Source organism: Chitinophaga sp. W3I9 (assembly GCF_050434025.1).
Lineage (GTDB): Bacteria > Bacteroidota > Bacteroidia > Chitinophagales > Chitinophagaceae > Chitinophaga.
Genome location: NZ_JBNPWC010000001.1, coordinates 3,151,327 through 3,177,244 on the forward strand (window position 1 = coordinate 3,151,327; position 25,918 = coordinate 3,177,244).

Sequence of the window (25,918 nt, forward strand, 5' to 3'; positions counted from 1 at the left end):
ATGCGCTACGCTTTATTCCGGATAAAGTGAAGCCGGGCGGGTATTTATTGATCACTGCTGTGTACCTATCGAATTAGGCCAGAACCAAAATCACTACCACCATGAATGCAATTGTCAAGTTTAAACATCTGTACTTATGTATAACGATGTTGGCGGCTTCCCGGCACTATGCCGCTGCGCAGGCGCCTGCTGTTATAAAAGGCATCATCACGGATGAAAATGGCGCTGTGATTCCCGGCGCCAGTATCTTCAACAAAAACAGTAAGGAAACCGCCATCTCAGCGGGCGATGGGGCCTATTCCATTAAAGCCGCCGGCGGCGACAGCATCATCATCCAGATGATTGGTTACGAGCGTGCTGGTTTCCTCACCCGAACACAACGCCTCATGAATGTGAAGCTGCTGTCGCGTTCAGAAACATTGAAAGATGTGGTGGTTACCGCACTCGGCATCCGCCGGGAAGAACGGGAACTGGGCTACGCATTTTCCGAAGTAAAGGGAGAGGATATCAATAAAGCAAAAGAAACCAATGTGATCAACTCCCTGGCAGGAAAAGTGCCGGGCCTGATCATCAACAGCACCGCGGGAGGTCCGTCCGGTTCTTCCAGGGTTATCATCCGCGGAAATACCAGTATCACCGGCAACAACCAGCCGTTATATGTTATCGACGGTATCCCGATGGATAATTCCAATTACGGCCAGGTGGGCGATACCAAGTTCGCAGAAGGCGTGGACATGGGCGATGCCATCTCGGCGATTAATCCGGATGATATCGATAAGATCAGTGTTTTGAAAGGCCCCTCCGCCGCTGCATTGTACGGCAGCAGCGCCGCCAACGGGGTGATACTCATCACTACCAAAAGAGGCGCGAAGTCGAAAGAACTGGGCGTGGAACTGAGCAGTACCGCTACTATTGAAAACCAGCTTACAAAAGTTGATGGCAACCAATACCTGTACGGGCAAGGCCGCTCCGGGCAACTGCCACTGGATCAATCGCAGGCGCAAAGCACTATGTTCACCAACTTTGGTCCCCGGTTGGATCCCAGTCTCCATTCCATTGGATTCGACGGCGTAACCAGGCCCTATGCCCTTGCAAAAGATAATTTCGGCAGCTTCTTCAGAACAGGATCTTCCTTGAATAATACCTTGTCGCTCACTAATGCCACCGACAGGTCCAATTTCCGCTTTTCTGTTTCAGACCTGCGGTATAAAGACATCCTGCCGAACAGTGATATCCGCCGCAATAATTTTACGTTCAGCGGCCGGTCGAAATTCGGAAGTAAACTCGATGTGGATGTAAGAGCCACTTATCTGAATGAAAGGGTTAACAACAGGGCCGGCCTGGGAGATGCACCCACCAACATCGGGCAAAACTTTAACGGCCTGGCTAATAACATCGATCAATCCGTTTTTTCCGATACCTATAAATCTGCGCAGGGAGAGTACGTGGAATGGGGCGGTGGCGCTTACCGCCTGAATCCTTACTGGATACTTTATGAAATGTCGAACGTTACGCTGAAAGACAGGCTCACCGGTGCTTTCAATGCCACCTATACGGTTAACAACTGGCTCAGTTTCCTGGCAAGGGCCTCCACCGATATCACTTTCCTGAACTACCGGAAATACAGTCCGCGTACCACGCCGCTGGCGCTTTCAGGTATGATGAATGTACTGGACCAGAAGTACTCCACTACCCAGGCCGATTTCATGGCTACCATCACTAAAAAGATCACACCCGATCTCAATTTTTCTGCACGCCTGGGCGCCAGCTTTAACCAGCGTATCAGGAAAGGCACTACCGCTACCTATTCCAATATGACGGTAACAGATGTGATCAGCATCAACAGCTACCAGGATAAAAGCATTGAAGAAAATAACGTGCGCAGGGAGATTAGATCGGCGTATGGACTGTTCACCTTTGGCTATAAGAATTACCTGTACCTCGACGCTACGGTGAGAACAGATGCTTCGTCGACCCTGCCTGAAAATAACAACGTATATACTTATCCCTCTGTATCTGCCAGTTTCATTTTTACCGATGCGTTTAAAATGAAGAGCGATGTATTATCGTTCGGTAAACTCAGGGCCTCCTGGGCGGAAGTAGGAAACGACACCGACCCTTATATGCTGGATGTGTATTACAGTCTTTACCCACTCGCATTCAATGGGGTGCAGCCGGCTAACCTGGCCACGAAAATATTACCAAACATTAACCTGAAACCCACCAGGACGCGCTCATTTGAGGCAGGCACTAACCTGAAGTTCTTTAACGGCCGGCTGAATTTCGACGCCACCTATTATACTTCCCATTCCAGGGACCAGATCAATATTGTGCCGGCGCCTATCTCTTCCGGGTTCCCAAAGCAGATCATCAATGCCGGTATGATCACCAATAAGGGAATAGAATTCTTACTGTCCGGCACACCGGTATCTAAAAAGAACTTCTCCTGGGATCTTACATTAAATTTTGCCCGCAATGTTAATAAAGTTGAATCGCTTGCAGACGATGTACCGTTTATTGCTTTATCAGAAGCAAGATGGCTTGGCCTGCTGGTAGCCGCTATGCCCGGTCAGCAATACGGCGCTATCCTTGGATACGACTACCAGCGCGATCCGGACGGAAACATTATCCTTAACCCATCTTCCCTGAATCCCATGCCTACGGCCAACAGAAGAGTATTGGGCAAGGGCGTGTTCGACTGGACCGGTGGTGTGATGAGCAGGGTTACCTATAAAAATTTCAGTCTTAATGCGGCATTCGATATCAAATACGGCGCTGATATTTTCTCGATGACCGACCTGTTCTCCGTGGTAAGGGGCAGCAGCGCGAAAACCTTGCCCGGCCGCGAAGAATGGATTCTTTCCGAACAGGAAAGGCTTGCTGCGAAGAAGACCCCGGCCGAATGGCAGGCCGCAGGAAACGTAAAAGGATATGTGCCTGAAGGTGTAGTGCAAACCGGCACGGACGCCGGGGGCAAACCGGTGTACACTAAAAACACGCGGGCAGTGGATCCTTCTGTTTACTGGGGCGGCTTTTACTCCGATGGTAATGGTATTGCGGTACCGTTTATTTACAAGGCCACCTATGTGAAGGTGCGGGAAATCACGTTGTCTTACCGCGTGCCGGGAACCTTCAACAGGAGGTTGGGCATCAAAGATGCTTCGGTTGGTTTAGTAGCGAGAAATCCTTTTATCATCTATAAAGATATTCCCAACGTAGATCCGGATTCAAATTATAACAACGGTAACGGCCAGGGGCTGGAATATGGATCACTTCCATCAAGACGGGGCTGGGGAATTAACCTGAATGTCAAGTTCTAATCAATCAAAACATGACAGACATGCACACTAAAAGCAATCATTCAATGAGATATATACTACTGGCGCTGTTGCTGCTGATATCCGCCTGCAGCAAGTTCGGTGATCTGAATACCGATCCCACCAAGTCCAGCAAAATAAACCCCGAGAACCAGCTGATCTTTGCGCAATTGTGGTTCTCCGGAGACCTTTCCACGCAGGAACGTACCAACAGCATTGTGCTGATGCCGATGATGCAACAGCTGGGAGCCGCTTATTATGCAAGGGTGGGAGGCATGTACATAAAAGACATTACGCGGATGTGGGTAATGTGGGAAAACAGTTATCAGAATGATGTGGTGAATATAGTAGATGCCGTGGAACGCACCAACGGGGTAGCATCAAAAACCAATCTGAATGCGATCTGCCGGATCATGAAAGTATATACTTTCGCCAGGTTAACAGATCTCTATGGAGATATCCCCTATTCCCAGGCAGGCAGCGCATTTTACACCCAGGTGAAACGCCCGGTGTATGATCTGCAGCAGGACATTTATAATAATTTTCTTGAAGAACTGAAAGCGGCATCTGCACAACTGGATCCGGCTAAGGACAAAGTATCCAATGAAATTTTTTACAAGGGGGATATTGTTGCCTGGAAGAAATTTGCCAATTCACTGCGGATCAGGCTGGCCCTGCGCCTGGTGAAGCGCGATGCTGAAAAGGCAAAGAAAGAAGTCCAGGAAGCCTTTAATGCCGATGGCGGCGTGATGATCAGCAACGCTGATAACTGCATGACGAAGCACATGGATATCCAGAATAATTATTCAGACCTGCGGGGTAATTCTGTGTCAGCCGCCATCAATCAGCAGAGTGCCATGCCGAAGCTGGTGACGACCTTCCTGGATCAGCTGAAAAATACCAACGACCCGCGGGTGAATTACATTCCGCGTTGTTACAAGCAGAACGTGCCGCTGAAGCCCTTTGAAAGGGAAGATATTACCGCGCAGGTAAAAGCCAGTGTGCTGGGGCTGGTGGGGTCGAAGCCCGGGAAATATGTGTATGACGACTGGGTAGGTCCGGTTACCGTAAAACTCGCCAATGGCGCTAATTATAACGCAGTGAACGGTGATTTGAAATGTGAGATGAATACTTGTTTTATGCGCAATAACGCTCCCTTCCTGCATTTGACCTATGCAGAAGTGGAGTTGTTATTGGCAGATGCGTCCGTGCGCCTGGGGCTCACACTGGGAGCGGATGCGGCTACACATTATCAGAAGGGGGTAGAGGCAGCCATGAAACAGCTGAGCCTTTACCCCGGCGGGCCGGTGATCCCCGATGCGGAAATAGCGGATTTCTTAACGAATAACCCGCTGCAGCCGGGCACGGAATTAAAGCAGATCAATAACCAGTTGTGGATCGCTTTGATGCTGAACGGGCCAGAGCTGTTTGCCAACTGGCGTAGGACCGGCTATCCCGAACTGGTAGCCACTCCCAACAATGAATCCACCTCGCTGACGATACCGCGGCGGTTTCAGTATCCGTTATCAGAAAAAGAGCAGAACACCGTGAATGTGCAGGCTGCCATTGAGCGGATAAACGAAGATGACTGGCTGAAGAGGGTATGGTGGGACAAAGAATAAACATCCAAACACAGGAATAAAAATATTAACTGATGAAACGATCCATTTATTTATTGCTGGCGGTTTGCTGCTATTGCATAGCAGGATGTAAAAAAGAAGAAGCGGATGAACAGTCCGACGGACGGCCGTTTACACCGCGCGTATTCAATGAAGCGGCCCTGTTCCCGGAAAGCCGCGATAGTGTAAGGGTGTTGATGATGGGAGAGCAACTGCCCTTCACCGGCATGCAATTTTCTCCCGGCGGCAAAGTGGCTATTTCCTGGAAGGTGAATGATAAAGAAGTGTCCACTGCCGATACCTTTGCCTTCAAGGCCACCACCGGCGGTGCTTTCCGTATAAAGCTCGATGTGTCTTATGAAGGCATGACCACCAGCCGGTACCGCGACGTTTTTGTAGTGCCGGACACCTATCAGAAAAAGGCGGCTGCCGGCGTTGTGCTGGCCTACCTGAATGATACGGCCGGTTATAAGTATATCGACTGGAACACGATCACGCACCTGGCTTATAAAGTAGCCACTATATCGGCTGCCGGCGTGATGGATATCTCAAAAGGGGAGCCTTACCGGAAAGCCGAAGAGCTGACAGGCAGGGCGCATCTCAACGGCGTGCCGGTGCTGCTGAGTGTAAGCGGCGCATTGTCGGGCGACGGATGGAGCGTAAGTCAGAGTAATAATTTTGGCGCCGTGATCACCGATGCGGCAAAAAGAGCGGCACTGGTGAAGGCCATTGCAAGTTATATTGCCGCAAAGAAAATGGATGGCGTAGATATCATGATGACCGACATCAACGCTTCTTCCGCTATTATTAATGCCAACATTGCGGCAACGGGTTTGTTATTGAATGAGCTGCGGGCAGCACTGGGTGCAGGCGCTATTATTTCAGTAACGGTGCCAACCAATCAATACCACAACCGTTACCCGGATCTCTCCGCCGCCACCTGGCTGAATGTGCATGCCTTTGAAGATGGCGTGCATGTAGGGCCGGGTAAAATTCCGGGCCAGCCTTCAGGATATGATTATTTTGTGACGGGGGCGTTGCTGTGGAAAGCGAAATACCCTGCTTCAAAACTGGTAATCGGCATACCGGCGTTCGGGCTGAGGTATAACCAGCTCGATGCAAACGGGAATAACCTGGGCTGGTCGTCGTACAACTATATTCCTTACAAAGATATCCTGGCAGCAGTGCCCTCAGCATCAGACAAGGAATACGCGGAGATCTCCAAAGGGGTGTATTTTAATGGCCTGCCATTGGTAACGCAGAAAGCCACTTACCTGAAACAGAACGGCTTCCTGGGAGCTTATATCTGGACAGGCGATTATGACGTACAAGGCGCGAATTCTTTAACAGGTGCTGTATTCAATTTACTGAAATGAACACACGTAAATAATAAAAACCAGTAGTATTATGATGGCAAAGCGGGTATTAACAGCAGTGTTTATATTGGTCATGTATCTTTCGGTGAATGGCCAGGCGGATACTTTCCGTGTGAAAGGTTTTCATCTCGACCTGCGCATACAGGTGATGAAAATGCCGGCGTTGAAAGCATTTGCACGGCAGCTGAGCGAGCATGGCATCAACACGCTGGTGATGGAGTGGGAGGCCACTTATCCTTATCAGCAACACGCTGTTATTTCCAACCGCTACGCCTATACGCGAACGGAGATTGTTGATTTTGTAAAGTATTGTAACGGGTTGGGGATAGATGTGATTCCCCTCCAGCAAAGCTTTGGGCATGTTGAATATATTCTGCGGCACTGGCGCTACCGGGAGCTCCGGGAAGACCAGAAAGATTACTCCCAGGTAAATCCTACCAAAGAAGCGGCCTGCAAAGCCCTTTTTAGCGAGCTGTATAAGGATCTTATCTCCACACATACCTCCCGGTATATTCATATTGGTGGGGATGAAACTTACCTGCTTGGTCACTCAGAAGCGTCGAAACAGAAAGTGGCGAAAGTGGGCAAAGGGCGTTTGTATGGCGATTACATAAAAATGCTGTGCGAGGTAGTGGTGAGCCTGGGCAAAATACCGGTGGTATGGGCAGATATTGCGTTGAAATACCCGGATGCATTACAGGGGTTGCCGAAGCAAACTGTTTTTATTGACTGGAACTATGGCTGGGCCCTCAATCGTTTTGGCGATCATGAAAAGCTTATGCACAGCGGGTTTGAAATATGGGGTTCCCCGGCTATCCGGAGTGGGCCGGATAATTATTTCCTGACCGACTGGGAGAAGCATTTTAATAATATCCGTGACTTTATTCCGCAGGCGCGGAAGTTAGGTTACCGTGGTATGGTCATGACTTCCTGGTCCACCTCCGGGTTGTATTCCCCGGTGTTTGAATCGGGCAGTGATATTACAGATCTCTATGCGATCCGCCGGGTGTATCCCATTGCGGGGTTTGATATGCTGATAGCCGCGTATTTTGAAAGTTTACGTACCACCCGCCCGCTGGAAGTAACGAAATTCATTACCCGGTATTGCAAAGATACCTATGGCTTTAATGAAACGCAGGCCCTTGCCTGCTGGAACGCGCTGAAGAAAGCGCCTTATGAGGTGTCGCAGGGCGCGGTGGTAAAGCCGGGTGTTTCGCTCGCCGCTTTGCTGGACAGTGCGCGGGAAACAGCCAGGGTTTTATATTCCCTTCAACCGTCTGCTAATAAAGCCAGCTTTGGTCATTTCCTGTTAATGAGTGATATCAGGATCTATTACCTGTCTTGTTTAATGATAGAAGCAAAAATGAATAGTGTGAATTATACCCGGGATCAGGCGGCCGGTTTGCTGCAACAGCTGGATGCGCTGAAGCCGGAGCAGCTGAACAAACGTTTCTCGCTGATGAATGAGGAGATAATGTTTCCGGCGGAGATTGAAACAGAGAACACGTTGCGTAATGAAAGATGGAATCAGTTAAGAAATAAGCTGGAGGCCAACAAATGACACATATGAATATACAGGGGGTATTGTACAAACGGAGGGAGGACACGATATCTATTGTGATCATCGGGTTGATGTTTTTTATTTTTGGGATGGTCACCTGGATCAATGCTATCCTGATCCCTTATTTTAAGATAGGCTGTGAGCTGAATAATTTTCAATCCTACCTGGTAGCTTTTGCTTTTTATATTGCCTACCTGGTGATGTCGTTGCCAGCCGGTTACCTGCTGAAGAAAACCGGCTTCCGCAAGGGGATGATGATTGGTTTCTGGATCATGGCTTCCGGTACACTGCTTTTTGTACCTGCAGGTTTTACGAGGGCTTATCCTGTTTTCCTGGCGGGACTTTTTACAATTGGTCTGGGGCTGGCCGTTTTGCAAACTGCCGCCAACCCGTACATCACTATACTGGGCGATAAAGAGCGCGCCGCGCAGCGGTTCAGCATCATGGGCATATGCAACAAAGCTGCGGGGATACTGGCGCCGCTTTTATTTGCGGTGGCCATCATCCGGCCTGGTGATCAAACGCTTTTCAAGGCGCTCCCCGCGATGCAGGGACCGGAAAAAGAATTGATACTGGACCAGCTGATCCAACGGGTGATTGTTCCTTATGCAGTGGTATCTGTTGTTTTATTTTTGTTGGGATTATTGATAAGATTTTCTCCTTTACCGGAAATTGATACTGATACCGGGCATGGCGACACGGCTGCTTTACATGAAAACCGGAAAAGTGTACTGGAATTTCCGCACCTGGTTTTGGGAGCAGTGGCCATTTTTTTCCATGTAGGTTCGCAGGTGATTGCGGTAGACAGTATCATTAATTACGCCTCCGGTATGGGGATGCCATTCCTTGAAGCAAAGGTATTTCCGTCGTATACTTTAGCGGCTACCATCACCGGTTATATACTGGGTATATTATTGATACCGCGGTTTCTTTCGCAGCTGGTGGCGTTGCGTATCTGCACCGTATTGGGACTGTTGTTCAGCTGTATGATTCCTTTTATACAGGGAAACGTAACGCTGCTGGGACACCAAACGGACATTTCCGTATGGTGCATTGTGCTGCTGGGATTTGCCAATTCCATGATATGGGCGGGAATATGGCCGCTGGCACTCGATAGCCTGGGGAGCTTTATAAAAACGGGCGCCTCCCTACTGGTAATGGGGTTATGCGGCAATGCCATTTTGCCGCTGCTGTATGGATACTGGGCCGATAAATATGGTTTGCGGTTAGCTTACCTGGTGTTGTTGCCCTGCTATGGCTACCTGATCTTTTACGCATTTTATGCATTTGGCTTGAGAAGCTGGAACCGGAAAACTATTAATAAATGATAAACTATCTGAAGATATATAACGGAACGGTGCTTACACCGCAACGCACTATTCCCGGTGGTTGCGTGATTATCGCTGATGGCGTTATCGCTGAGGTAAGCGATCAGCAGATAGACGTGCCCGGCGCCATAGAGATAGATGCCCGCGGGCAATACATTGCGCCTGGTTTTATAGACATGCATGTGCATGGCGGCGGCGGCCACGACTTTATGGATAATACCATCGAAGCCTTCCATCAGATTGCCATTACGCATGCGCGCTTTGGCACCACCGCCATGATGCCCACTACGCTGAGCTGTGGTAAGCAGGATTTGCTGGATACGCTGGCTATTTACGAACAGGCGGATAAGGGGAATGATAAAGGCGCGGCATTTGTTGGCCTGCATATCGAAGGGCCTTATTTTTCCATGCAGCAGAGAGGGGCGCAGGACCCGCGCTATATCCGTAACCCCGACCCGGCTGAATACATGGAAATACTTTCCCGTTCCCCGGCCATCAAAAGATGGAGCGCCGCTCCTGAGCTACCTGGAGCGCCGGAGTTTGGAAGATACTTAACCAGCAGGAATATCCTGGCGGCACTGGCGCATACCGATGCTATTTATGAAGAAGTGGTAAAAGGCTATGAAGCGGGCTTTACACATGCCACGCATTTTTACTCCTGTATGTCCGGCGTGTCCCGGCGCAACGCATACCGCTATGCGGGGGTGATAGAAAGCGCTTATTTGATTGATGGCATGACCGTAGAGATTATTGCCGATGGTGTTCATTTGCCCGCGCCGTTGCTGAAACTGGTGTATAAAATTAAAGGGCCCGAACACACGGCGTTGATCACCGATGCCATGCGCGCAGCGGCTATGCCGGAAGGCCTCTCGGTGTTGGGCAGCCTTAAAGATGGGTTGAACGTGCTGGTGGAAGATGGCGTGGCCAAGCTGCCCGACCGCAGCGCTTTTGCCGGAAGCGTGGCTACCGCCGACCGGTTAGTACTGAACATGGTGGAACTGGCCGCCATTCCCCTGCGGGATGCCGTAAGGATGATGAGTGAAACACCTGCATCTATTCTCCGCATACAGGACCGGAAAGGAACCCTGGAAAAAGGGAAGGACGCGGATGTTGTCATCTTCGACGACAAGATAAATATTCACACCACTATCGTGAACGGGAAAATAGTGTACACGTCGAAAGAAATTTCTCCGGGTATCTTATCTAAATAAAAAAACATGATAAAGGAATTTAAAGCAGGAAAATTAACCGTGAGGATTTATCCCAACCGGCAGGAAATGGGCAGGGCAGCTGCGGAGATGGCGGCGGTTACCCTCCGGCATTTATTGGAAAATAAAAAAGAAGTGAATATCATTTTTGCGGCAGCCCCTTCCCAGAACGAGTTCCTGGAAGCGCTGCAGCAGGAGAAAGGCATTGAATGGAACCGCATAAATGCCTTTCATATGGATGAATATATTGGCCTGCCGGCAGATGCGCCACAGGGATTTGGCAACTTCCTGAAGCACCGGATCTTTGATGCGTTGCCCTTTCATTCCGTTCATTATATCGATGGCAGCGGAACAGCAGCTGCCTGTGAGCAATATGCCGGCCTGCTGCAAACACATGCGGCAGATATCGTATGCATGGGCATAGGCGAGAATGGCCACCTTGCCTTCAATGATCCGCCGGTGGCCGATTTTAAAGATCCGCTGCAAGTGAAAACAGTAGCGCTGGATGAAGTATGCAGGCAGCAACAGGTGAATGATGGATGTTTCGCCACATTGGAAGAAGTACCCACGCATGCCGTTACCTTAACCATTCCCACGTTGCTGGCAGCGCCCTATATCTTTTGCGTGGTGCCCGGTTCCCGGAAAGCAGCAGCGGTATACGATACTGTTCACCGGGATATACAGCAGCAATATCCCGCTACCATCCTGCGTACCCATCCGGGTGCGGTGCTTTTCCTGGATGCTGACAGCGGTGCGCAGCTAAGCCATCAAAAGGTATAAGGATGCGGAAACTGGAGGTACCCTTTATTCCGTTGTATGGCAGGCCGGCACCGGCGGAAGTGAGCCGGTTGCTGGACAGGCTGCAGGTGATCCCGATCAGCTGTAACCCCTGGCCGCAGTATGCGCATGCGGTAACCGCAGCGTTTTCCATTGCGCATAGCGAAGAGGCTATTTTGCTCAAGTATTATGTAAAAGAGAGCCATTTGCTGGCAGCGGCTTCTACTAACGGGGATATTCATAAAGACAGCTGCGTGGAATTTTTTGTTGCCTGCGACGATGGCGGCAATTATTATAACCTGGAGTTTAACTGTATAGGCTGGTGTAAAGCAGGATTTGGATCCAGCCGTGAAAACAGGGCACCGCTGCCTGTTACGGCTACAGACCTGATCACCACGGCTACCCATATCACATCGGCAGTGGAGCATGGGAGGAGATCATTTGTTTGGGAACTGACGGTGATTATACCTGCAGTAGTATTCAGCTATCACAATATCACTACCCTAACCGCCATGAAGGTGAAAGGCAATTTTTACAAATGCGGGGATGAAATGCCGGCGCCGCATTTTTTAACCTGGAATGACGTAAAAGCCGCTATGCCGGATTTCCACCGGCGGGAAGATTTTGCGGATATCTGTTTTCTCTGATATTCATTAACCTATAAAAAGTACAAAATATGAAAAGCACTTTTGCATGGCTGCTGGCAGCCATCCCTGTTTGTTTTGCAAATTGTACCTCCTCCAAGCTGGATGGGCCGGTTCAAACAAAAACAAGTATTCAGAACAGCAAAGCCAATACGGTGGCCGTGAACGCGCTGAACCAAACCACTATCCAGTTTTCGGGTTATACCTGGATCGTAAAGGAACCGGCTGGTCAGCAGGGACCACATAATAACTACTGGAGTGGTGACAATGTGTGGGTAGACAGCAACGGACGGTTACACCTGGTGCTCAAGAAACACAATGATACCGGCCGGTGGGAGTGTGCAGAGGTAAGAAGCACACAGCTGTTTGGTTATGGCACTTACCAATGGAAGATTGAAGGAGCCGTAAATGCCCTGGATAAAAATATTGTATTGGGTCTTTTTAACTACTCCGGCAACAGCCGTTTTGATGAAATGGATATCGAGTTTTCACGATGGGGATATCCCAATGCGCCGATATTAAACTATACCGTTTGGCCGGCTACCGGCGATACGGGTATCAGCAATGTAACCTATGCAAAGGATTTTGTGATGAACGGCACCTATACCACGCACCGTTTCCGGCGGGATGCCACCTCCATTCATTTTCAGAGTTTGCACGGCTTTCAGAATGGAAACGTGAACCAGTTTGAAACAAAAACGTGGACTGCACCCACTTCTATCAGCACGCTGCAAATGCCGGTACACATGAACCTCTGGCTTTTTAAAGCGGTGCCGCCTTCTAATGGCAAAGCAGTGGAAATCATTATACACGAATTCAAATTTACCCCTTTATCTTAGTGGCGTATGAAATCTGTACCGGAAAGATACCCTGCGTTGGATGTGCTGAGAGGCATGACCGTTGCTTTCATGATAGTGGTGAATACACCCGGCAGCTGGAATGCGATCTATGCACCTTTTAAACACTCCGACTGGCACGGATTTACGGTTACCGACCTGGTGTTTCCGTCCTTCCTGTTTGTGGTGGGAAACGCTCTTAGCTTCAGTATGAGGAAGATGAAAAGTCTTTCTCATACTGCATTTATGGGTAAGGTATTCAAACGTACAGCGATCATTTTTATGATTGGGATATTACTCGGCGTTTTTCCTTTTGTGCAGGTGGAAGAGGGACATTACCTGTGGAAGGACCTGGCTGATACCCGGATCTGGGGCGTTTTACAACGTATCGCGGTTTGTTACTGTATCGCAGCTTTTATGATCCGTTACAGCAGCCACCGCATGCTTGTTGTTATGAGCGTGCTGATATTATTGTTGTATTGGTATGTGTTGTATTATTTTGGGACGCAACCAGGACCTTACAGCCTTGAAGGAAATGCTGTTGGCAGATTGGACGCGCTTTATTTATCTCCCCGGAACATGTACCGGCATTATGGATTTCCATTTGATCCGCTGGGGTTATTGAGTACGTTCCCGGCTGTTATTAATGTGGTGGCAGGTTTTCTTACGGGTAGTTTTATCCAGGAGAACGGGAAGCGCATAGGCGGTATCGTGAAGTTGCTGGTAGCCGGGATATTGCTGGTGGTGGCCGGCACGTTATGGGACAGGTGGTTGCCGATTAACAAGCCGCTGTGGACCAGCTCCTATGTTGTGTATGCCACTGGCTTTGATTTGCTGATCCTCGCCGCATTGATCATCATCATTGATGTATGGTCGTTCCGGAAATGGACTTATTTCTTTGAAGTGTTTGGTAAAAATCCCTTGTTCATTTACATCGTTGCCTGGGTGGTGATTGTATTGCTGGGAATGATACGCATAGACGGGGGATCCGTGAGAGGTATTATTTACAGGGATGCTTTTACCAGTTGGCTATCTGACAAAAATGCTTCCCTGTTGTTTGCTGTTTTTTATATGCTGCTGATGTGGCTTGTTGGATATGTGATGGACCGGCGGAAGATATATGTTAAAGTGTAATTATCTTACCAACACGGATTTTGTCAGTAAGATAATTAACACCGATGCCTATCTTATTTGAGATATTCTTTCAGATATCCGCTCCTGGTTAAAAACGCTTTATAGTCTTTGATGTCAAGAATTTCCCTGACAGCCTCTTTTTTATCGGTTGCCTTCACAAAATATTGTTGTGTAATCTTATAACCCATCCAATAACCGAGATCATTTGGGCGGTTGTCTTTCCCGGAAACACCATATAGCCAGTCGATATAGTTGGTACTATCCATTCTTGTAACAAATTCCCTGCATAATTTTTCCTCGTTTTTATTCCCGTAATCTATCGCAATTTTATTGGTAGTTGCCCCGGATATCAGTTCTCCTAAAAAATCCGCGCTGCCTTCGATAATACTTTGCTGCAATAAAGTGGGATTTTCCATCCAGTTCTTTTGCTGAAAATGAATCAGCTCATGCGCTACAATAAATGGAATGTTGCTGACATCAGTTTGCTTTTCAGCGCCGATGAACAAACCCTGCTCATTGAAGGTTCCTCCTGAATTATATGCGCCGATCACAAAATAAACAGGTGGATACTGCGCGGGAGGGTACCAGTATTTTAAAGCGTAGAACGCGCTGCGGCATTGTTTTTCTTTCTCCTTCATTTGCAAGGTGGTGGCCCTTACTTTTTCATAGTCGCTGCGACGTTTCCTGACTACCAGGAATAAATTTTCGGCGCTTTTAATCCTGCCTGGTATAAACCCCTTTACACCGGCGCTGCCAATGTCGAGATAGGCGCTGCCAAACGGGTTAACGGTCGTGTCTTTTTTAAAGAGGTCAAACGCTTTCCAGAAAACATCAATGTCTTTTGTGAGAAAAACAGCGCTGTCGGGGTTATTTGAAAAAGCTGTTTGGGAATAAGTAACCGTGCATGTAAATACAACTATTAATAATGTCAGGCAATATTTAAACATAGCAACATTGGTTGAAAATGGCTTCATAATATTGCAAAGTAATTTTTTTGACGCAAAATTCTTTTTTTAAGCCGCTTTTCGTATAATTATGCCATGTGCCGGTAACCCGGTTAACCCAAATTCGGAAACCATATCAAAAGAACGGGCTTATGGAAATTCATGCTTTTGTACCACCAGCGGATGGTAAAAACCACTTTCAGATAGGAGATTTTAATTTTGAGATAGATGAAGCACAATCGGGACAGGGTTTCGATTACTCAGGGGCTTTACTCATCACAGTGGTTGCCAGGACCGGCGATGTAGAAAGGGCTGTGGCGGTGGAATTACTGGACGACTACGAGCCCACGGGCGAGGTGAAAATTACGATTCCCGCATTGGGTATTTATAAAAGCGATGCACCGGAAGGCGTGCTGCATTTTACGGAAGACAAACACGAGGCGCCTTATCTTTCTATTAACCGGGAAAGGTTCCATTATACGTTAAAATTTTCAGGGGATGTTATTTTTAAAGATGGCTGGGTAGCGCTGCTGGGGCAGTTGAAACCTTCGTGGAGTGATCAACCCGTGTTTGCGGTGACTGTTTACCGGAAGATAGATACCGCACAGTTAAACTGGGAAGAGTACTGTTTCACTTCCGTGGCAGAAGCAGCAGGCGCTCCCGTGGAACTGGTGAAAAAACTGGTGCTCACCAACCCTGCATTCGACTGGCTGCCGAATGAATTTTATCGCCTGAAAGCATTGCGGCATGTGGAAATCATAGCCAAATGGCCGGTGAAAAAAATCCCCCTGGAACGACTGGATGATAAGTTGCTTCATCTCCGTGAACTGGAGCACCTGGTGATTGTTGATTCAAACCTGTGCCGTATCCCTGAGTATATGAACCAGCTTACGAAGTTGAAGCATTGTTCGTTTGCAGGTGGAAATTTATCGCGTGTACCCGCTCACCTGATGGATATGCCGCGGCTGGAATATCTTAACCTCAACGGCAACCAGCTCAGCGAAATAGCCGTATTCGAATTGCCGGAGCTGAAATACCTGCACCTGGCGAAGAACCAGTTAAAAACCCTGCCCGAAAATCTATTGGCGTTGCCAAAAATTATAAAGATCAACGCTGCCAATAACCCGTTTTCATTCCTGCCGGCAGCTTTTTCAGATTTTGCCGGACTGGAACTGGATATAAAAAGTAAGCAGCAGTTGCTGGATAATACTTACAAAGATGCAGATGGCAACGGACCGGTGAACTGGAACGATGAAAGTTTCTTTGCGCAGTATGATGAAGCATTAATTAAACCAGTGGATGAGATCCTGCAGAAAGAGGGGTTATTACAACAGCGCGAAGCGTTACGTGCGCTGGTAAAAAAGACCATCAGTTTTAAATATTCCGGCGAAGAAGATTACGCTGCCACTGGCAACCACCGGTTTGGCGGCATGCCTGATTTGCCCGCGGATGTTGATTATCCTGTGTACCACGATGATTACCGCAAGGAGTATTATAAGTATGAATTCATCGCCCAGGTTAATTGTGAAGCGCTGGCGCCGTTACAGGAATATTTACCGGAAAAGGGAATGCTTTTCTTTTTCCTGGAAACCATGCACAATCTCGGCGCCCGGGACGGGCACCTGCCTTGTAAGGTATTGTATGTGGCCGATAATTCCACCCTGCAATCCGGTAAGCGGTTTTCCTTCGGGGAGCAGGATTTTTATGAATTGACAGATGGGCAATACGCCCCGTATAAAGCCGATGCTACGGTTAAAAATTCGGTACCGGGTTTTTATTCCTGGCATGTTAATCAGTATCTTTTCCGGGGTATATCGAAGTCGTTGTTGCAGGATGAGGCGCTGCTCAGCAATTTGTATGATATCTTTGAAGAGCCGGTTAATCGCCTGCTGGAAAGCGATCATGAAATGAATAACTATGGTTTTACACAGCATCATTCCCCGGAGTTGCAGGCGGCGCTGGCCTGCAAAGGAAACCCCGAGGACTGGACCATTCTGCTTACCGTAAAATCGCGCGGGGATTTTAGTTGGGGAGATGCCGGCGACCTGTTTTTTGTTATACATAAAAGCGACCTGGCGCGGAAAGATTTCCGCAGGGTGTATGTAACTATGGAGAGCAGCTAAAGAAAGAATTGGCATGTTTGACATTCGGCATATCTAACAAAAGTATATTGTTATGAAAAGAAAACTGGTTTTGTTCTGGCAGCGTTACGGCCCTCCTATAGAAGTTGCGGGGCTTATACTTTTAATTATCGGGAGTACGTATATGAAAAACTCCGTTACCTTTAAAAGCTTCGCGATCGCTTTCTGGATTGTGTGCCTGGTGCTTTATGTAATAGGGGAACCAACGTACCGGACAACCCGGTTCTGGCTGTTTCTTATACTTGGCTTAATTTTGGCCACCAGCCAGGTATTGCAGTTGATCGGCACATTTAATTAATTATTGGGGGAGATTTATAAATTATGAATGCAGGAATGTTTATCGCCAGCACATCGCTTTTGGAGGATACCTTTTTTGAAAAGGCCGTCCTGTTCATTACGGAATATAATGAGAACGGGGCGATGGGATTTGTGGTGAACCAGGAGTATCCCCGTAAGTTTAACGAGTTGGAGGAGTTCAGGTATAGTCCCCCGTTTCCGTTGTATGATGGCGGTCCGGTAGACCGGGAGCATCTTTACTTTATACACCGTTGTCCTGAGCTGATAGAAGAAGGTATACAGGTAGTGGATAACATCTATATGGGCGGGGATTTTAAGGCAGCGGTGATGCATATGAATAAGGGAACGATATCTGAGCAGGACATCCGGATATTCATCGGGTATTGCGGCTGGAATGCGCAGGAACTCGAAGGAGAAATAGCAGAAGGCAGTTGGGAGATACTGAAAGAAGGGAAGATGTTTTAGTGATGGACAGGGGGGATTTTTAAAAAAGAAGTTATTTTGCACGTTGATTTTGCAAAGTAAATTGATAAATAGTATTAATATGTCTACAGGTGAAAATGTAAATGCCAGCTTAGGCGGAGATCCGTATGAAAATTTTCGTTCATTGTTGCAGCAATCAATAGTATTCCCCAGTGAGTATACTTTTAAGTTTATCATTAAGGCGGACGAGGACAAGATAGCGGAGCTGAAGTCGATGTTTGCGGATGTAAGTGCAAAAATTACAGAGACCAATTCTTCCGGCGGGAAGTATAAATCCTTTACCGTGCAGGTGCCTGTTCAGAATGAGGAAGAAGTGATTTCGTATTATAAGGAGGTGTCAAAGATTGATTCGGTGATTATGCTGTAGGAGCTTTATCATGCAAAAAGTTATACAGGGATTGTTATAATATTGACATTTTTCGATATGTTGCATCATGATTAAGGCCGATTGCCTATATTCGGGAACTTATATATAATTCTAATTTAAATTTATGAAGCAAACAGTACCTGCCTTTGCCCTGCTGCTTACACTTGCAGCATGTGGTGGTGCTTCGACTGATCAGGCGAAGACCGAAGAAAAGAAAGAAGCAGCTGTGACCGGTGGCGCAGCTTATACCATTGACACTGCCACTACCACTGTACAGTGGCGTGCTACTCACAAAGGTGGCTTTGCGCCCCGTTTTGGTACCATCAAAGTAGCGGATGGCAGTCTTAACGTTGAAAACGGCGCTGTTACCGGCGGTAGTTTTGATGTAAACCTGACTACATTGGTTGCAGACCCGGCTTCTGTTACTGAACCGGACAAAAAAGCATCCGACCTGGAAGGGCACCTGAAAAGCCCCGATTTCTTCGATGTGGCAAAGTATCCTTCCGCCAAATTCGTTATCACGTCTGTAGCTCCTTTCGACAGCAGCAAGCAGAAAAGTCTGCTTCCTGGCGCTACCAATCTTATCAGCGGTAACCTGACCCTGAAAGACAGCACCCTGAACATCACTTTCCCTGCGCAAATCGTTGTTGCTGAAAGCGGCGTTACTGCTAATGCAAAGTTCGTGATCGACAGGTCTTCATGGGGTATTAACTACAAAACAGAAGGTAGCCCAGAAAACTGGATGATCAGCAAAGATGTTGAAATTGGTTTCAGCCTGAAGGCAGCAAAGAAATAATTTCTTTACCGGCTAAGGTCCTGATAACTTAATATCAAATGAAAACAGCCTGGCACATGATCGTGCCAGGCTGTTTTATTTCAGGTAGTCGCTACCAAAAATTCTTCTCCGCTGGAAGGGTGGAAATTATCTGTTCTGCCGGTAAAGTAACGTTTGTCAAGATCGTCTGCCGATATTATCTCCAACGTTTTAAAACCAGCTTCACGTGCCAGCGTTCGCATTTCCTCCGGTGTAAAAAAACTGATGAAAGGAGTACCGGCCGCCTGGGCGCCTTTCTCTGCTATTTGTTGCAGGGGTTTATCTTCTTCCTTAAGAAGGTCAAATGGCAGGTAAAACGTCATGGCAATCCGGGAGCCGGGTGCAAGGGTGGCAAGCTGGCGCAGGGTAGCAACGATCGCGTCCCTGGTAAGATAAAGGCTAACGCCCGTGCAAGCCACCACCGCAGGTTGGCTGGTATCAAAGCCAGCACTTATCAATTGCTCCCACCAGGAGGAGGTTTCAAAATCAACGCCAACAAAATGCAGCCACTCCGGCATACCAAAGCCAAGTTCAGTTAACCGTTGTTGTTTCCAGGATTGGGTATCAGGCTGGTCAATTTCAAATACCTGTAATTGGGATGCAATGTCCGGTCTGCGTTGCGCAAAGGTATCCAGTCCTGCACCCAGTATCACGTATTGATGAATGCCCTGTTCCTGCTGCGCTATCACCAGGTCTTCAATGAAGCGGGCACGGGCCACCATGGATGCCCGGAGGCGTTTGGTAAAATCCGGGCTCATGTCCGGCCGTTGCTGCCATCCATTATCGGGCGCTATTAGTTGAAGCCCGGTTTCATCTTCAATAATATGAGGCATCGGATCGATCTGAACGTGCAGGGCTCTCCATAAAGCTGTGCGTACCGCTGTATTGTCTGGTGCAGCCTTTCTTTTATCCTGTTCCATGTGTGATGGTTTGGGTGATCAATGTGACAAAATTAGCTGCTATGCCCCGGGTAAAATTGTAAAAAACCGACAGGCCCTTTTATGATTCCCATTCGGGAAATCCAGGCATCCGTTCAATGGATTTGCGCAGGTAAATGCCCGGGCTCACGCCGGCAAAAAGTTTGAAATCGCGGATAAAATGGGATTGGTCGAAGTAGCCAAGCGAATGTGCAATGCCTGTGAGTGAACAAAGATTGCCTTTCCGCAAAAGCGCTACCGAAGCCTGGAAGCGGCAGATACGGGCATAAAAGATTGGTGTAATGCCGATGTGGGTAAGAAAGAGACGTTCCAGCGAACGTTCTGATAAATTGAGGTCATGTAATACATGCGACAGCCTTTTCCCCTGTTGCAGCGCTGTTACGGCATAATCTACTTTTTTATTGCTGTTTTCGTAAAGGTGTGCCTGTTTTTCCAGGAAGTTAAAAAGACAAGCAGCCTGTTGTTGTGCAGAACTGCAATTAAGCAGTTGTTCGCTTAAAGCTGTTTTTGTAAGGTGACTGATGCAGGTATTTTGGTCGGTTAGTTCATTAGCATTCAAACCAAACACCGATTTAAGTGCTGCGGGGTGAAAGTTTATACCAACCGTGCGAAAACTACCACCGCCATGCAATTGGCCATATTTCCTTGCCTGCCCGAAAACAAACAATTGTGGCAGCTGTTCACCTTCAAAACCGGTAAACACTGCGGGGTTCTCCTGGAAAATAAGCCCCGGAGCACCATTGCACATGGCCGTGAAAGTTTTTTGTGATACATCGTCAGTTTGGTGCTCCAGGGTCCAGAAACATTGAACATAATTTTTCAGCGACGGAGGGGGAGCAATTACCTGGTAATTCATTTTTTATTTTCTAACACGCAGATACCGAAGATAACCCATTTCCCGGTTTCGGGAAGTCGGTGGGCTATTGTTAAATTTATATTTAAATGGCTGAGCATGATATATATGCAACAACAGACCTCTGATACATATACTTAAACAACATATTTATCTGTTATGGAAAATAAGCCTAATTTATATGAGGTTCAGGTATCTAAAGCTGTCAGATGATTATCAGATCAAGTAAACCAGCTCTTTGGAAAGGAGCTTTAATTCCGTTGGCATATTTTATATTGACTTTCTTTATTGCGCAACATCATACTTTGTTCGAGGAGTGGGATGGCGCCATGCAATACCTGGCTGGTGTGGACTTATTTGAGGGAAAAGGATATCGGGGTGTGAGTTCACATTTCTGGCCTCCTCTTTTTACGCTATTAACAGGCTTGTTCACCTGGATTTTTCAGGATGGTTTTGCGGCGGCGAAATTTATATCTGTGCTTTCCTCGTCTGTGCTGCTCTTGGTTATTTACCGTTTTGTGATGAAGTTTACCGGCAGCCAGGTGCCTGCCTTTTTAGCGCAATTACTTGTTGCCGCTAATCCCACCTATTTTCTTTACAGTATCCAGGCGCAAAACGTCATGCTGGATACCATGTTTTATGTAAGCGCTATTTGCTTTTTTTTCCAAGCACTGCAGTCAGCTTCTTATAAATATCTTTTTATAACAGGAATTATGGCCGGATTAGCGGGGTTGACACGGTATACCAGTTACGCGTTGCTGCCCTCCTTTATAATACTGCTATTTTTCTATTACCGGCCACGGGCCGCCTCTTCAAATGTGTTCACCTTGTTCGTGGGGTTTGCAATAGTTTCCCTGCCCTGGTGGATCATTAATACGCTTAACAGCGGCGGTCCTTTTAATAGCTGGCATTATCTGAACGTTGGTTATGGCTTGTCGTACCAGTCAGCTCCGGTTAATCCGAAATGGTGGTGGCATGACCAGGCATCCTACAATTCTGTCTGGCAAATTATGCGGCAATCACCATTAGATTATGGGAAACATTTTTTATATAATGTAATGGAGGTTTTCTCCACGCTCACTATAAAAACACTGTTATCGTTTATTGGGTGTATTATTTTATTTTTTGTACAGTTTTTATCTACCCGGAAATGCAGGTCCTTTTTGGCGGATAATAAATTTTTCCTGGTGATTGCAACCTGCTTAATAATGTATACAGGCTTGATTTCACAGGCGTTTATCATAGACCGTTTGCTTTTAAGCTGGTTTGCCATAACCGGTATGGCTATAGCTGTGTTGTTGTATACAATAGGCATGTCTGATCCGGGGTGGATAAAATTAAAACCGCTTGTTGCCGGCGCACTGCTCTTCTTTTTATTGATAAACGTAATAGTGACTATCAGGAAAATGGATATTTACCTGGATGACAAAAACGATAGTGGACAGCTGGCGGACATGGAAAAAATAACACAGCTTTTAAAAGCGCAGGATCCTGATTTATCCCAAAAAACGATCATGGCCATACATCCGGCCAGCGCATATTATCTCGGATGCCGGTTTGTGATGATACCACTCTATTACGATAGCAATAATATCAATGATTGGATCGCATACGGTCATCTTGCCCCCAAGGTCATTAACTATGTTCCCCGCTTTCCGGGAGACCTGGATATCACAAAATCCCCTGTGAATTACCTTATTTTTAACCGGCTTAGCAGCACATATCTTCCCCAGTTTTCCTTTTTGCTGGATGAACATACAGATAAGATTCCTGCTAATTTCGAACGCCTGTTACTGACAAAGGACGTGGCGCTTTACAGGATCACGGGGATCAGGTAATCATCTTCAAATCAATGATTCGTTAAGACAGCCAACCGCCGGTGAAAAATAAATTTGTGTAGTTAAATAACTACATGTACATTTGTAGTCAAATAGCTACACAATGAATTTACGACGAGATGTATTTCAAGCCATAGCGGACCCGACAAGACGGGCTATATTGCTGTTGGTAGCTTCACAGGGCATGACAGCAGGGGCAATAGCCGCTAACTTTGACACCGCCAGACCAACAGTTTCCAAACACCTGCAAATACTCACGGAATGCGAACTACTGGAACAGAAACAAAACGGCAGGGAAATTTATTACCACATCAACGCAAAAAAAATGAAAGCAGTAGCAGACTTTATTGAACCATTCCGCCAAATGTGGGATGACAGATTTAATAAATTAGAATCCATTATGAAAAAGTACAAACCAAAAAAATAGCAGCCTTATGGAACGAAAAACAAAAATCAATGCCGAAGATGGCAAACAGGAATTAGTGATAACGAGGGAATTTGATTTGCCGGTGGAATTACTTTTTACGGCATACACAGAACCCGAAATTGTGGAGCAATGGATGGGAACCAAAGTGCTGAAACTTGAAAACAGGAAGCACGGCGGCTGGCAGTTTGAAACCAGCGATGCTAAAGGCAACGTGCTATTTAAAGCCAATGGAACCGTTCATGAGTTTATTCCGAACCAGAAAATTACCCGGACTTTTGAAATGGAGAATGCACCTTTTGCCGCCCAGCTCGAGTTCCTGGAATTTGAACCACTTACAGCCGATACCAGCAAACTCAATATGCATATTGTATATAAATCAGTTGAACTCAGGGACCAGATGATGCAAATGGGTTTTGCTCCCGGCCTGAATATGGCACATAACCGGTTACAAAGCATCGTAGGCAAATTAAAATAACACATCATGTCAAAGAGAAATAAAATTATTTATTGGATTGCTACGCTCTGGCTTGCATTAGGAATGGTATCAACCGGATTAGTACAGTTATTTAAAGAACAGGATGAAACAGATTTTACGGCGCATCTGGGCTATCCCACTTATTTTCTGACCATACTGGGCATTTGGAAATTGTTGGGAGCCATAGCAGTACTGATTCCTAAATTTCCTTTGGTAAAGGAATGGGCGTATGCAGGCTTTTTCTTTGTCATGTCGGGAGCCGCACTTTCACATATGGCAACTGGTACCATGAACAATATTTTTCCTTCGTTGTTATTGCTGGCGTTGACAATTACATCCTGGTACTTCAGGCCTGCAGACAGGAAAACTATTTCAGTTAATCAATAAAACAAGATAATATGAATCCCAAGGTTGATTTCTATTTTAGTAAAGCTGACAAGTGGAAGAAAGAAATAGAGAAATTGAGAACGATTGTTCTCGACTGTCACCTGAATGAAGAATTGAAATGGGGGTGTCCCTGTTACATGTTTGAAAAGAGTAACATCGTTTTAATACATGTTTTTAAAGAGTACTGTGCGCTTTTGTTTTTTAAAGGAGCCCTGTTAAAGGACCCTAAAGGAATCCTGATCCAGCAAACAGAAAATGTGCAGGCGGCGCGCCAGGTCCGCTTTACCAGTCTTCAGGAAATAGTGAAGCTGGCGCCTACCCTGAAAGCATATATTTATGAGGCGGTTGAACTGGAAGAAGCAGGTGCGAAAGTGGCGCTTAAAAAGACGAAAGAATACGCCATCCCCGAAGAATTTCAGCAGCAGTTAGATAAAAAGCCGGCCTTGAAAAAAGCTTTTTATGAATTAACACCGGGGCGGCAAAGAGGCTACCTGCTTTATTTTTCTGCTCCCAAACAATCTAAAACGCGGGAGTCGAGGGTGGAGAAATATATGTCGCAGATTCTCGACGGGAAGGGATTGGATGATTAAGGGATTTTCATCTGATGTTATTGCATTATTCTGAAGAAGCATGTATCTTTAGCTGGTATGAAAACACTATTTGCATCTGTTATATAATCCCAATAACATGACCAGCTTAAAACCCTTATGGTCGGGTGTTACTATCTGTATTATGGCGCTGCTGAGTCAATTTCCGGCAAATGCGCAATTCCGTCAGTTTTCGGTATCCGGTGGCGGTGCATTTAACACGAATGATTTCGACTGGTCGATTGCAGGTAATCCGCAGGGACAATCCCCCAACGTTTTATCAGAATTGCACTTTAATGGTATCACGTCCCTGGGCTTTTACCTGGATGGCGCCTATCGCCCGTTGAAATGCCTCCGGTTCAACGCATACTATCAAAGAAATGGTGTAGTTAGCGGCAGTGGTGTGGATACCGACTATAAGGGTGATAACCGCACAGATCCTACCTTTCAGCAATCTTTTTCCAGCGACAGGGGCTACCTGGAGATATTCAGGGCAGGCGCCATGGCTACCTTTCTGCAACGTGCCAATTTCAGTTTGGGAGCTGGGGTATCCTATAAAAATACCCGGCAAAACTTTGTTATACTTAGTCCTGAATTAACGGACCTGCAGAGTAGTTATACAGCAAAGTGGCGTGGACCCGAGTGTTCTCTGGAGGGTAATTACAAGATCAACCGCTCTTTATCAGTGGGCGCTGATATCGCTTATACCTGGATCAGTTACCGGGGAGAGGCGAACTGGAACCTGATCGATCTGTTCATGCATCCGTTAAGCTTTGCGCAAACGTCGAAGGGACATGGTATGGACTATGGTTTGAATGTCAGATATGCTGTTAACAGCTTTCTCGCCTTTTCACTTAACGGCATGCTGGGGAATGCGAGGATTTCGGAAGGAACTGATATCTCTTATTTGAGTAACGGCACGCAGATTTCCACACAGTTTAATGGCTCCGCGAATAATTATTACGGCGCCAGGTTGGGCGCTATCATTCAGTTCTGATGGGTTGCCTGTTTGATGAACCAGGCACAAACAAATAAGACCAGTTTTAATAACCGGCATTTATAAATATCCTGAACAATACAGGGAACGTCCTATTTTTCCAACCGGTATTTTATTGTAATCGCTGGTGACACAGCCGTGTTGATTACGACTAATGAAGTATCCGGTGAATAGGTAACTTTTCCTTTCAGATCTGTTCTTTGCCGGCCATCTCCATCCAGAAAATAGATGCTGTCTGCAGTTAGCTTGAGTGCAAATACCGAATCTTTCTGGATAGTATATACAAAATTCGCTTTGATATTTGTCCGGAGACCATAGGCCGCGAAACTGGTGCTTTGCAGCGTGTTTTCTCTTGCCAGCCAGGAAAATATGTTGCCGTTCCCGATCTTTGTCCAGCTTCCTTCCTGCTGCGTCTTGATAGAGTCTTCCCGCCAATCGAATTTAGCGCCATAGGTAAAAGGATCTATCTGTAAATCACCATCGTTATCATCCTTCCCGCAGGATTGTAATAACAGCAGCGCTACAATTGGGTACAAAAAAATGAAAAAGGATTTCATCTGTGGATATTTT

25 protein-coding genes are annotated in these 25,918 nt (G+C 46.8%); 21 read left to right on the top strand and 4 right to left on the bottom strand.

Going from position 1 to position 25,918, the window contains the following annotated elements:
- Window positions 1-101 precede the first annotated feature (101 nt).
- From QFZ51_RS13140 to QFZ51_RS13185, 10 genes are read left to right on the top strand one after another with little or no spacing between them, the layout of a single operon-like run.
- Window positions 102-3,320: a SusC/RagA family TonB-linked outer membrane protein gene (locus tag QFZ51_RS13140; protein WP_429046403.1), complete on the top strand. Its 3,219-nt coding sequence runs from the start codon at window positions 102-104 to the stop codon at window positions 3,318-3,320.
- Between the two features lie 44 nt (window positions 3,321-3,364).
- The gene (locus QFZ51_RS13145) at window positions 3,365-4,939 is read left to right on the top strand and encodes a SusD/RagB family nutrient-binding outer membrane lipoprotein (protein ID WP_429046405.1); all 1,575 of its coding nucleotides are present in this window, start codon (window positions 3,365-3,367) and stop codon (window positions 4,937-4,939) included.
- 32 nt (window positions 4,940-4,971) lie between these two features.
- A complete protein-coding gene (locus QFZ51_RS13150) occupies window positions 4,972-6,312 on the top strand; it encodes a glycosyl hydrolase family 18 protein (RefSeq protein ID WP_429046407.1) in 1,341 nt (446 codons plus the stop codon).
- A 31-nt stretch (window positions 6,313-6,343) separates the two neighbouring features.
- Entirely contained in the window at window positions 6,344-7,873 is a 1,530-nt protein-coding gene (locus QFZ51_RS13155) for a beta-N-acetylhexosaminidase (protein WP_429046408.1), read from the top strand.
- A gap of 5 nt (window positions 7,874-7,878) precedes the next feature.
- A complete protein-coding gene (locus QFZ51_RS13160; protein WP_429046410.1) occupies window positions 7,879-9,201 on the top strand; it encodes a sugar MFS transporter in 1,323 nt (440 codons plus the stop codon).
- A complete protein-coding gene (gene nagA / locus QFZ51_RS13165) occupies window positions 9,198-10,412 on the top strand; it encodes an N-acetylglucosamine-6-phosphate deacetylase (RefSeq protein ID WP_429046412.1) in 1,215 nt (404 codons plus the stop codon). The genes QFZ51_RS13160 and nagA overlap by 4 nt, the downstream gene beginning before the upstream one ends.
- A gap of 6 nt (window positions 10,413-10,418) precedes the next feature.
- The gene (locus tag QFZ51_RS13170; RefSeq protein WP_429046414.1) at window positions 10,419-11,189 is read left to right on the top strand and encodes a glucosamine-6-phosphate deaminase; all 771 of its coding nucleotides are present in this window, start codon (window positions 10,419-10,421) and stop codon (window positions 11,187-11,189) included.
- A gap of 2 nt (window positions 11,190-11,191) precedes the next feature.
- Complete coding sequence (locus tag QFZ51_RS13175; RefSeq protein ID WP_429046415.1) at window positions 11,192-11,833, top strand: carbohydrate-binding family 9-like protein; 642 nt, start codon at window positions 11,192-11,194, stop codon at window positions 11,831-11,833.
- Window positions 11,834-11,862: 29 nt separating this feature from the next.
- Complete coding sequence (locus QFZ51_RS13180) at window positions 11,863-12,669, top strand: glycoside hydrolase family 16 protein (RefSeq protein ID WP_429046416.1); 807 nt, start codon at window positions 11,863-11,865, stop codon at window positions 12,667-12,669.
- Between the two features lie 6 nt (window positions 12,670-12,675).
- Window positions 12,676-13,800, top strand: a complete 1,125-nt coding sequence (locus tag QFZ51_RS13185; protein WP_429046417.1) for an acyltransferase family protein — start codon at window positions 12,676-12,678, stop codon at window positions 13,798-13,800.
- Window positions 13,801-13,853: 53 nt separating this feature from the next.
- Here QFZ51_RS13185 and QFZ51_RS13190 read toward each other — a convergent pair whose 3' ends face one another.
- Window positions 13,854-14,774: a DUF2268 domain-containing putative Zn-dependent protease gene (locus QFZ51_RS13190; protein WP_429046419.1), complete on the bottom strand. Its 921-nt coding sequence runs from the start codon at window positions 14,772-14,774 to the stop codon at window positions 13,854-13,856.
- A gap of 122 nt (window positions 14,775-14,896) precedes the next feature.
- Here QFZ51_RS13190 and QFZ51_RS13195 point away from each other — a divergent pair, with 122 nt between their 5' ends.
- From QFZ51_RS13195 to QFZ51_RS13215, 5 genes are all read left to right on the top strand, one after another.
- Window positions 14,897-16,867 (top strand): DUF1963 domain-containing protein, encoded by a 1,971-nt coding sequence (locus tag QFZ51_RS13195; RefSeq protein WP_429046420.1) that lies wholly within the window; start codon window positions 14,897-14,899, stop codon window positions 16,865-16,867.
- A 52-nt stretch (window positions 16,868-16,919) separates the two neighbouring features.
- Window positions 16,920-17,183, top strand: coding sequence for a hypothetical protein (locus tag QFZ51_RS13200; protein WP_429046422.1), 264 nt, complete (start codon window positions 16,920-16,922; stop codon window positions 17,181-17,183).
- 23 nt (window positions 17,184-17,206) lie between these two features.
- Window positions 17,207-17,647, top strand: coding sequence for a YqgE/AlgH family protein (locus QFZ51_RS13205; RefSeq protein WP_429046423.1), 441 nt, complete (start codon window positions 17,207-17,209; stop codon window positions 17,645-17,647).
- 79 nt (window positions 17,648-17,726) lie between these two features.
- Complete coding sequence (locus QFZ51_RS13210) at window positions 17,727-18,032, top strand: HP0495 family protein (RefSeq protein ID WP_429046424.1); 306 nt, start codon at window positions 17,727-17,729, stop codon at window positions 18,030-18,032.
- Between the two features lie 124 nt (window positions 18,033-18,156).
- Window positions 18,157-18,828, top strand: a complete 672-nt coding sequence (locus tag QFZ51_RS13215; protein WP_429046425.1) for a YceI family protein — start codon at window positions 18,157-18,159, stop codon at window positions 18,826-18,828.
- 80 nt (window positions 18,829-18,908) lie between these two features.
- Here QFZ51_RS13215 and QFZ51_RS13220 read toward each other — a convergent pair whose 3' ends face one another.
- Together QFZ51_RS13220 and QFZ51_RS13225 are read right to left on the bottom strand one after the other, a co-directional pair.
- Window positions 18,909-19,766, bottom strand: a complete 858-nt coding sequence (locus QFZ51_RS13220) for a class I SAM-dependent methyltransferase (protein WP_429046427.1) — start codon at window positions 19,764-19,766, stop codon at window positions 18,909-18,911.
- Between the two features lie 79 nt (window positions 19,767-19,845).
- A complete protein-coding gene (locus tag QFZ51_RS13225; RefSeq protein WP_429046429.1) occupies window positions 19,846-20,640 on the bottom strand; it encodes an AraC family transcriptional regulator in 795 nt (264 codons plus the stop codon).
- A gap of 206 nt (window positions 20,641-20,846) precedes the next feature.
- Between QFZ51_RS13225 and QFZ51_RS13230 the strand changes: the two genes are divergently transcribed.
- The 6 genes from QFZ51_RS13230 to QFZ51_RS13255 all read left to right on the top strand — a co-directional run bounded on the left by QFZ51_RS13230 (window position 20,847) and on the right by QFZ51_RS13255 (window position 25,348).
- Complete coding sequence (locus tag QFZ51_RS13230; protein WP_429046431.1) at window positions 20,847-22,475, top strand: ArnT family glycosyltransferase; 1,629 nt, start codon at window positions 20,847-20,849, stop codon at window positions 22,473-22,475.
- Between the two features lie 103 nt (window positions 22,476-22,578).
- A complete protein-coding gene (locus QFZ51_RS13235; protein WP_370911757.1) occupies window positions 22,579-22,902 on the top strand; it encodes an ArsR/SmtB family transcription factor in 324 nt (107 codons plus the stop codon).
- A gap of 7 nt (window positions 22,903-22,909) precedes the next feature.
- Window positions 22,910-23,377, top strand: coding sequence for an SRPBCC family protein (locus QFZ51_RS13240; RefSeq protein WP_429046434.1), 468 nt, complete (start codon window positions 22,910-22,912; stop codon window positions 23,375-23,377).
- 6 nt (window positions 23,378-23,383) lie between these two features.
- The gene (locus tag QFZ51_RS13245; RefSeq protein ID WP_429046435.1) at window positions 23,384-23,764 is read left to right on the top strand and encodes a DoxX family protein; all 381 of its coding nucleotides are present in this window, start codon (window positions 23,384-23,386) and stop codon (window positions 23,762-23,764) included.
- An 11-nt stretch (window positions 23,765-23,775) separates the two neighbouring features.
- On the top strand, window positions 23,776-24,354 hold the full coding sequence (locus QFZ51_RS13250) for a YdeI/OmpD-associated family protein (RefSeq protein ID WP_370911760.1): 579 nt from the start codon (window positions 23,776-23,778) through the stop codon (window positions 24,352-24,354).
- A 97-nt stretch (window positions 24,355-24,451) separates the two neighbouring features.
- Entirely contained in the window at window positions 24,452-25,348 is an 897-nt protein-coding gene (locus QFZ51_RS13255; protein ID WP_429046437.1) for a hypothetical protein, read from the top strand.
- Between the two features lie 92 nt (window positions 25,349-25,440).
- Here the strand turns inward: QFZ51_RS13255 and QFZ51_RS13260 are convergent, their stop codons facing one another.
- Window positions 25,441-25,905 (bottom strand): hypothetical protein, encoded by a 465-nt coding sequence (locus tag QFZ51_RS13260; RefSeq protein WP_429046438.1) that lies wholly within the window; start codon window positions 25,903-25,905, stop codon window positions 25,441-25,443.
- Between the last annotated feature and the right edge of the window lie 13 nt (window positions 25,906-25,918).

Excerpts from the sequence above, each read along its gene's own strand:
- QFZ51_RS13140 (WP_429046403.1), top strand. The coding sequence starts at position 102 with ATGAATGCAATTGTCAAGTTTAAACATCTGTACTTATGTATAACGATG.
- QFZ51_RS13145 (WP_429046405.1), top strand. The coding sequence starts at position 3,365 with ATGAGATATATACTACTGGCGCTGTTGCTGCTGATATCCGCCTGCAGC.
- QFZ51_RS13150 (WP_429046407.1), top strand. The coding sequence starts at position 4,972 with ATGAAACGATCCATTTATTTATTGCTGGCGGTTTGCTGCTATTGCATA.
- QFZ51_RS13155 (WP_429046408.1), top strand. The coding sequence starts at position 6,344 with ATGATGGCAAAGCGGGTATTAACAGCAGTGTTTATATTGGTCATGTAT.
- QFZ51_RS13160 (WP_429046410.1), top strand. The coding sequence starts at position 7,879 with ATGAATATACAGGGGGTATTGTACAAACGGAGGGAGGACACGATATCT.
- nagA (WP_429046412.1), top strand. The coding sequence starts at position 9,198 with ATGATAAACTATCTGAAGATATATAACGGAACGGTGCTTACACCGCAA.
- QFZ51_RS13170 (WP_429046414.1), top strand. The coding sequence starts at position 10,419 with ATGATAAAGGAATTTAAAGCAGGAAAATTAACCGTGAGGATTTATCCC.
- QFZ51_RS13175 (WP_429046415.1), top strand. The coding sequence starts at position 11,192 with ATGCGGAAACTGGAGGTACCCTTTATTCCGTTGTATGGCAGGCCGGCA.
- QFZ51_RS13180 (WP_429046416.1), top strand. The coding sequence starts at position 11,863 with ATGAAAAGCACTTTTGCATGGCTGCTGGCAGCCATCCCTGTTTGTTTT.
- QFZ51_RS13185 (WP_429046417.1), top strand. The coding sequence starts at position 12,676 with ATGAAATCTGTACCGGAAAGATACCCTGCGTTGGATGTGCTGAGAGGC.
- QFZ51_RS13190 (WP_429046419.1), bottom strand. The coding sequence starts at position 14,774 with ATGAAGCCATTTTCAACCAATGTTGCTATGTTTAAATATTGCCTGACA.
- QFZ51_RS13195 (WP_429046420.1), top strand. The coding sequence starts at position 14,897 with ATGGAAATTCATGCTTTTGTACCACCAGCGGATGGTAAAAACCACTTT.
- QFZ51_RS13200 (WP_429046422.1), top strand. The coding sequence starts at position 16,920 with ATGAAAAGAAAACTGGTTTTGTTCTGGCAGCGTTACGGCCCTCCTATA.
- QFZ51_RS13205 (WP_429046423.1), top strand. The coding sequence starts at position 17,207 with ATGAATGCAGGAATGTTTATCGCCAGCACATCGCTTTTGGAGGATACC.
- QFZ51_RS13210 (WP_429046424.1), top strand. The coding sequence starts at position 17,727 with ATGTCTACAGGTGAAAATGTAAATGCCAGCTTAGGCGGAGATCCGTAT.
- QFZ51_RS13215 (WP_429046425.1), top strand. The coding sequence starts at position 18,157 with ATGAAGCAAACAGTACCTGCCTTTGCCCTGCTGCTTACACTTGCAGCA.
- QFZ51_RS13220 (WP_429046427.1), bottom strand. The coding sequence starts at position 19,766 with ATGGAACAGGATAAAAGAAAGGCTGCACCAGACAATACAGCGGTACGC.
- QFZ51_RS13225 (WP_429046429.1), bottom strand. The coding sequence starts at position 20,640 with ATGAATTACCAGGTAATTGCTCCCCCTCCGTCGCTGAAAAATTATGTT.
- QFZ51_RS13230 (WP_429046431.1), top strand. The coding sequence starts at position 20,847 with ATGATTATCAGATCAAGTAAACCAGCTCTTTGGAAAGGAGCTTTAATT.
- QFZ51_RS13235 (WP_370911757.1), top strand. The coding sequence starts at position 22,579 with ATGAATTTACGACGAGATGTATTTCAAGCCATAGCGGACCCGACAAGA.
- QFZ51_RS13240 (WP_429046434.1), top strand. The coding sequence starts at position 22,910 with ATGGAACGAAAAACAAAAATCAATGCCGAAGATGGCAAACAGGAATTA.
- QFZ51_RS13245 (WP_429046435.1), top strand. The coding sequence starts at position 23,384 with ATGTCAAAGAGAAATAAAATTATTTATTGGATTGCTACGCTCTGGCTT.
- QFZ51_RS13250 (WP_370911760.1), top strand. The coding sequence starts at position 23,776 with ATGAATCCCAAGGTTGATTTCTATTTTAGTAAAGCTGACAAGTGGAAG.
- QFZ51_RS13255 (WP_429046437.1), top strand. The coding sequence starts at position 24,452 with ATGACCAGCTTAAAACCCTTATGGTCGGGTGTTACTATCTGTATTATG.
- QFZ51_RS13260 (WP_429046438.1), bottom strand. The coding sequence starts at position 25,905 with ATGAAATCCTTTTTCATTTTTTTGTACCCAATTGTAGCGCTGCTGTTA.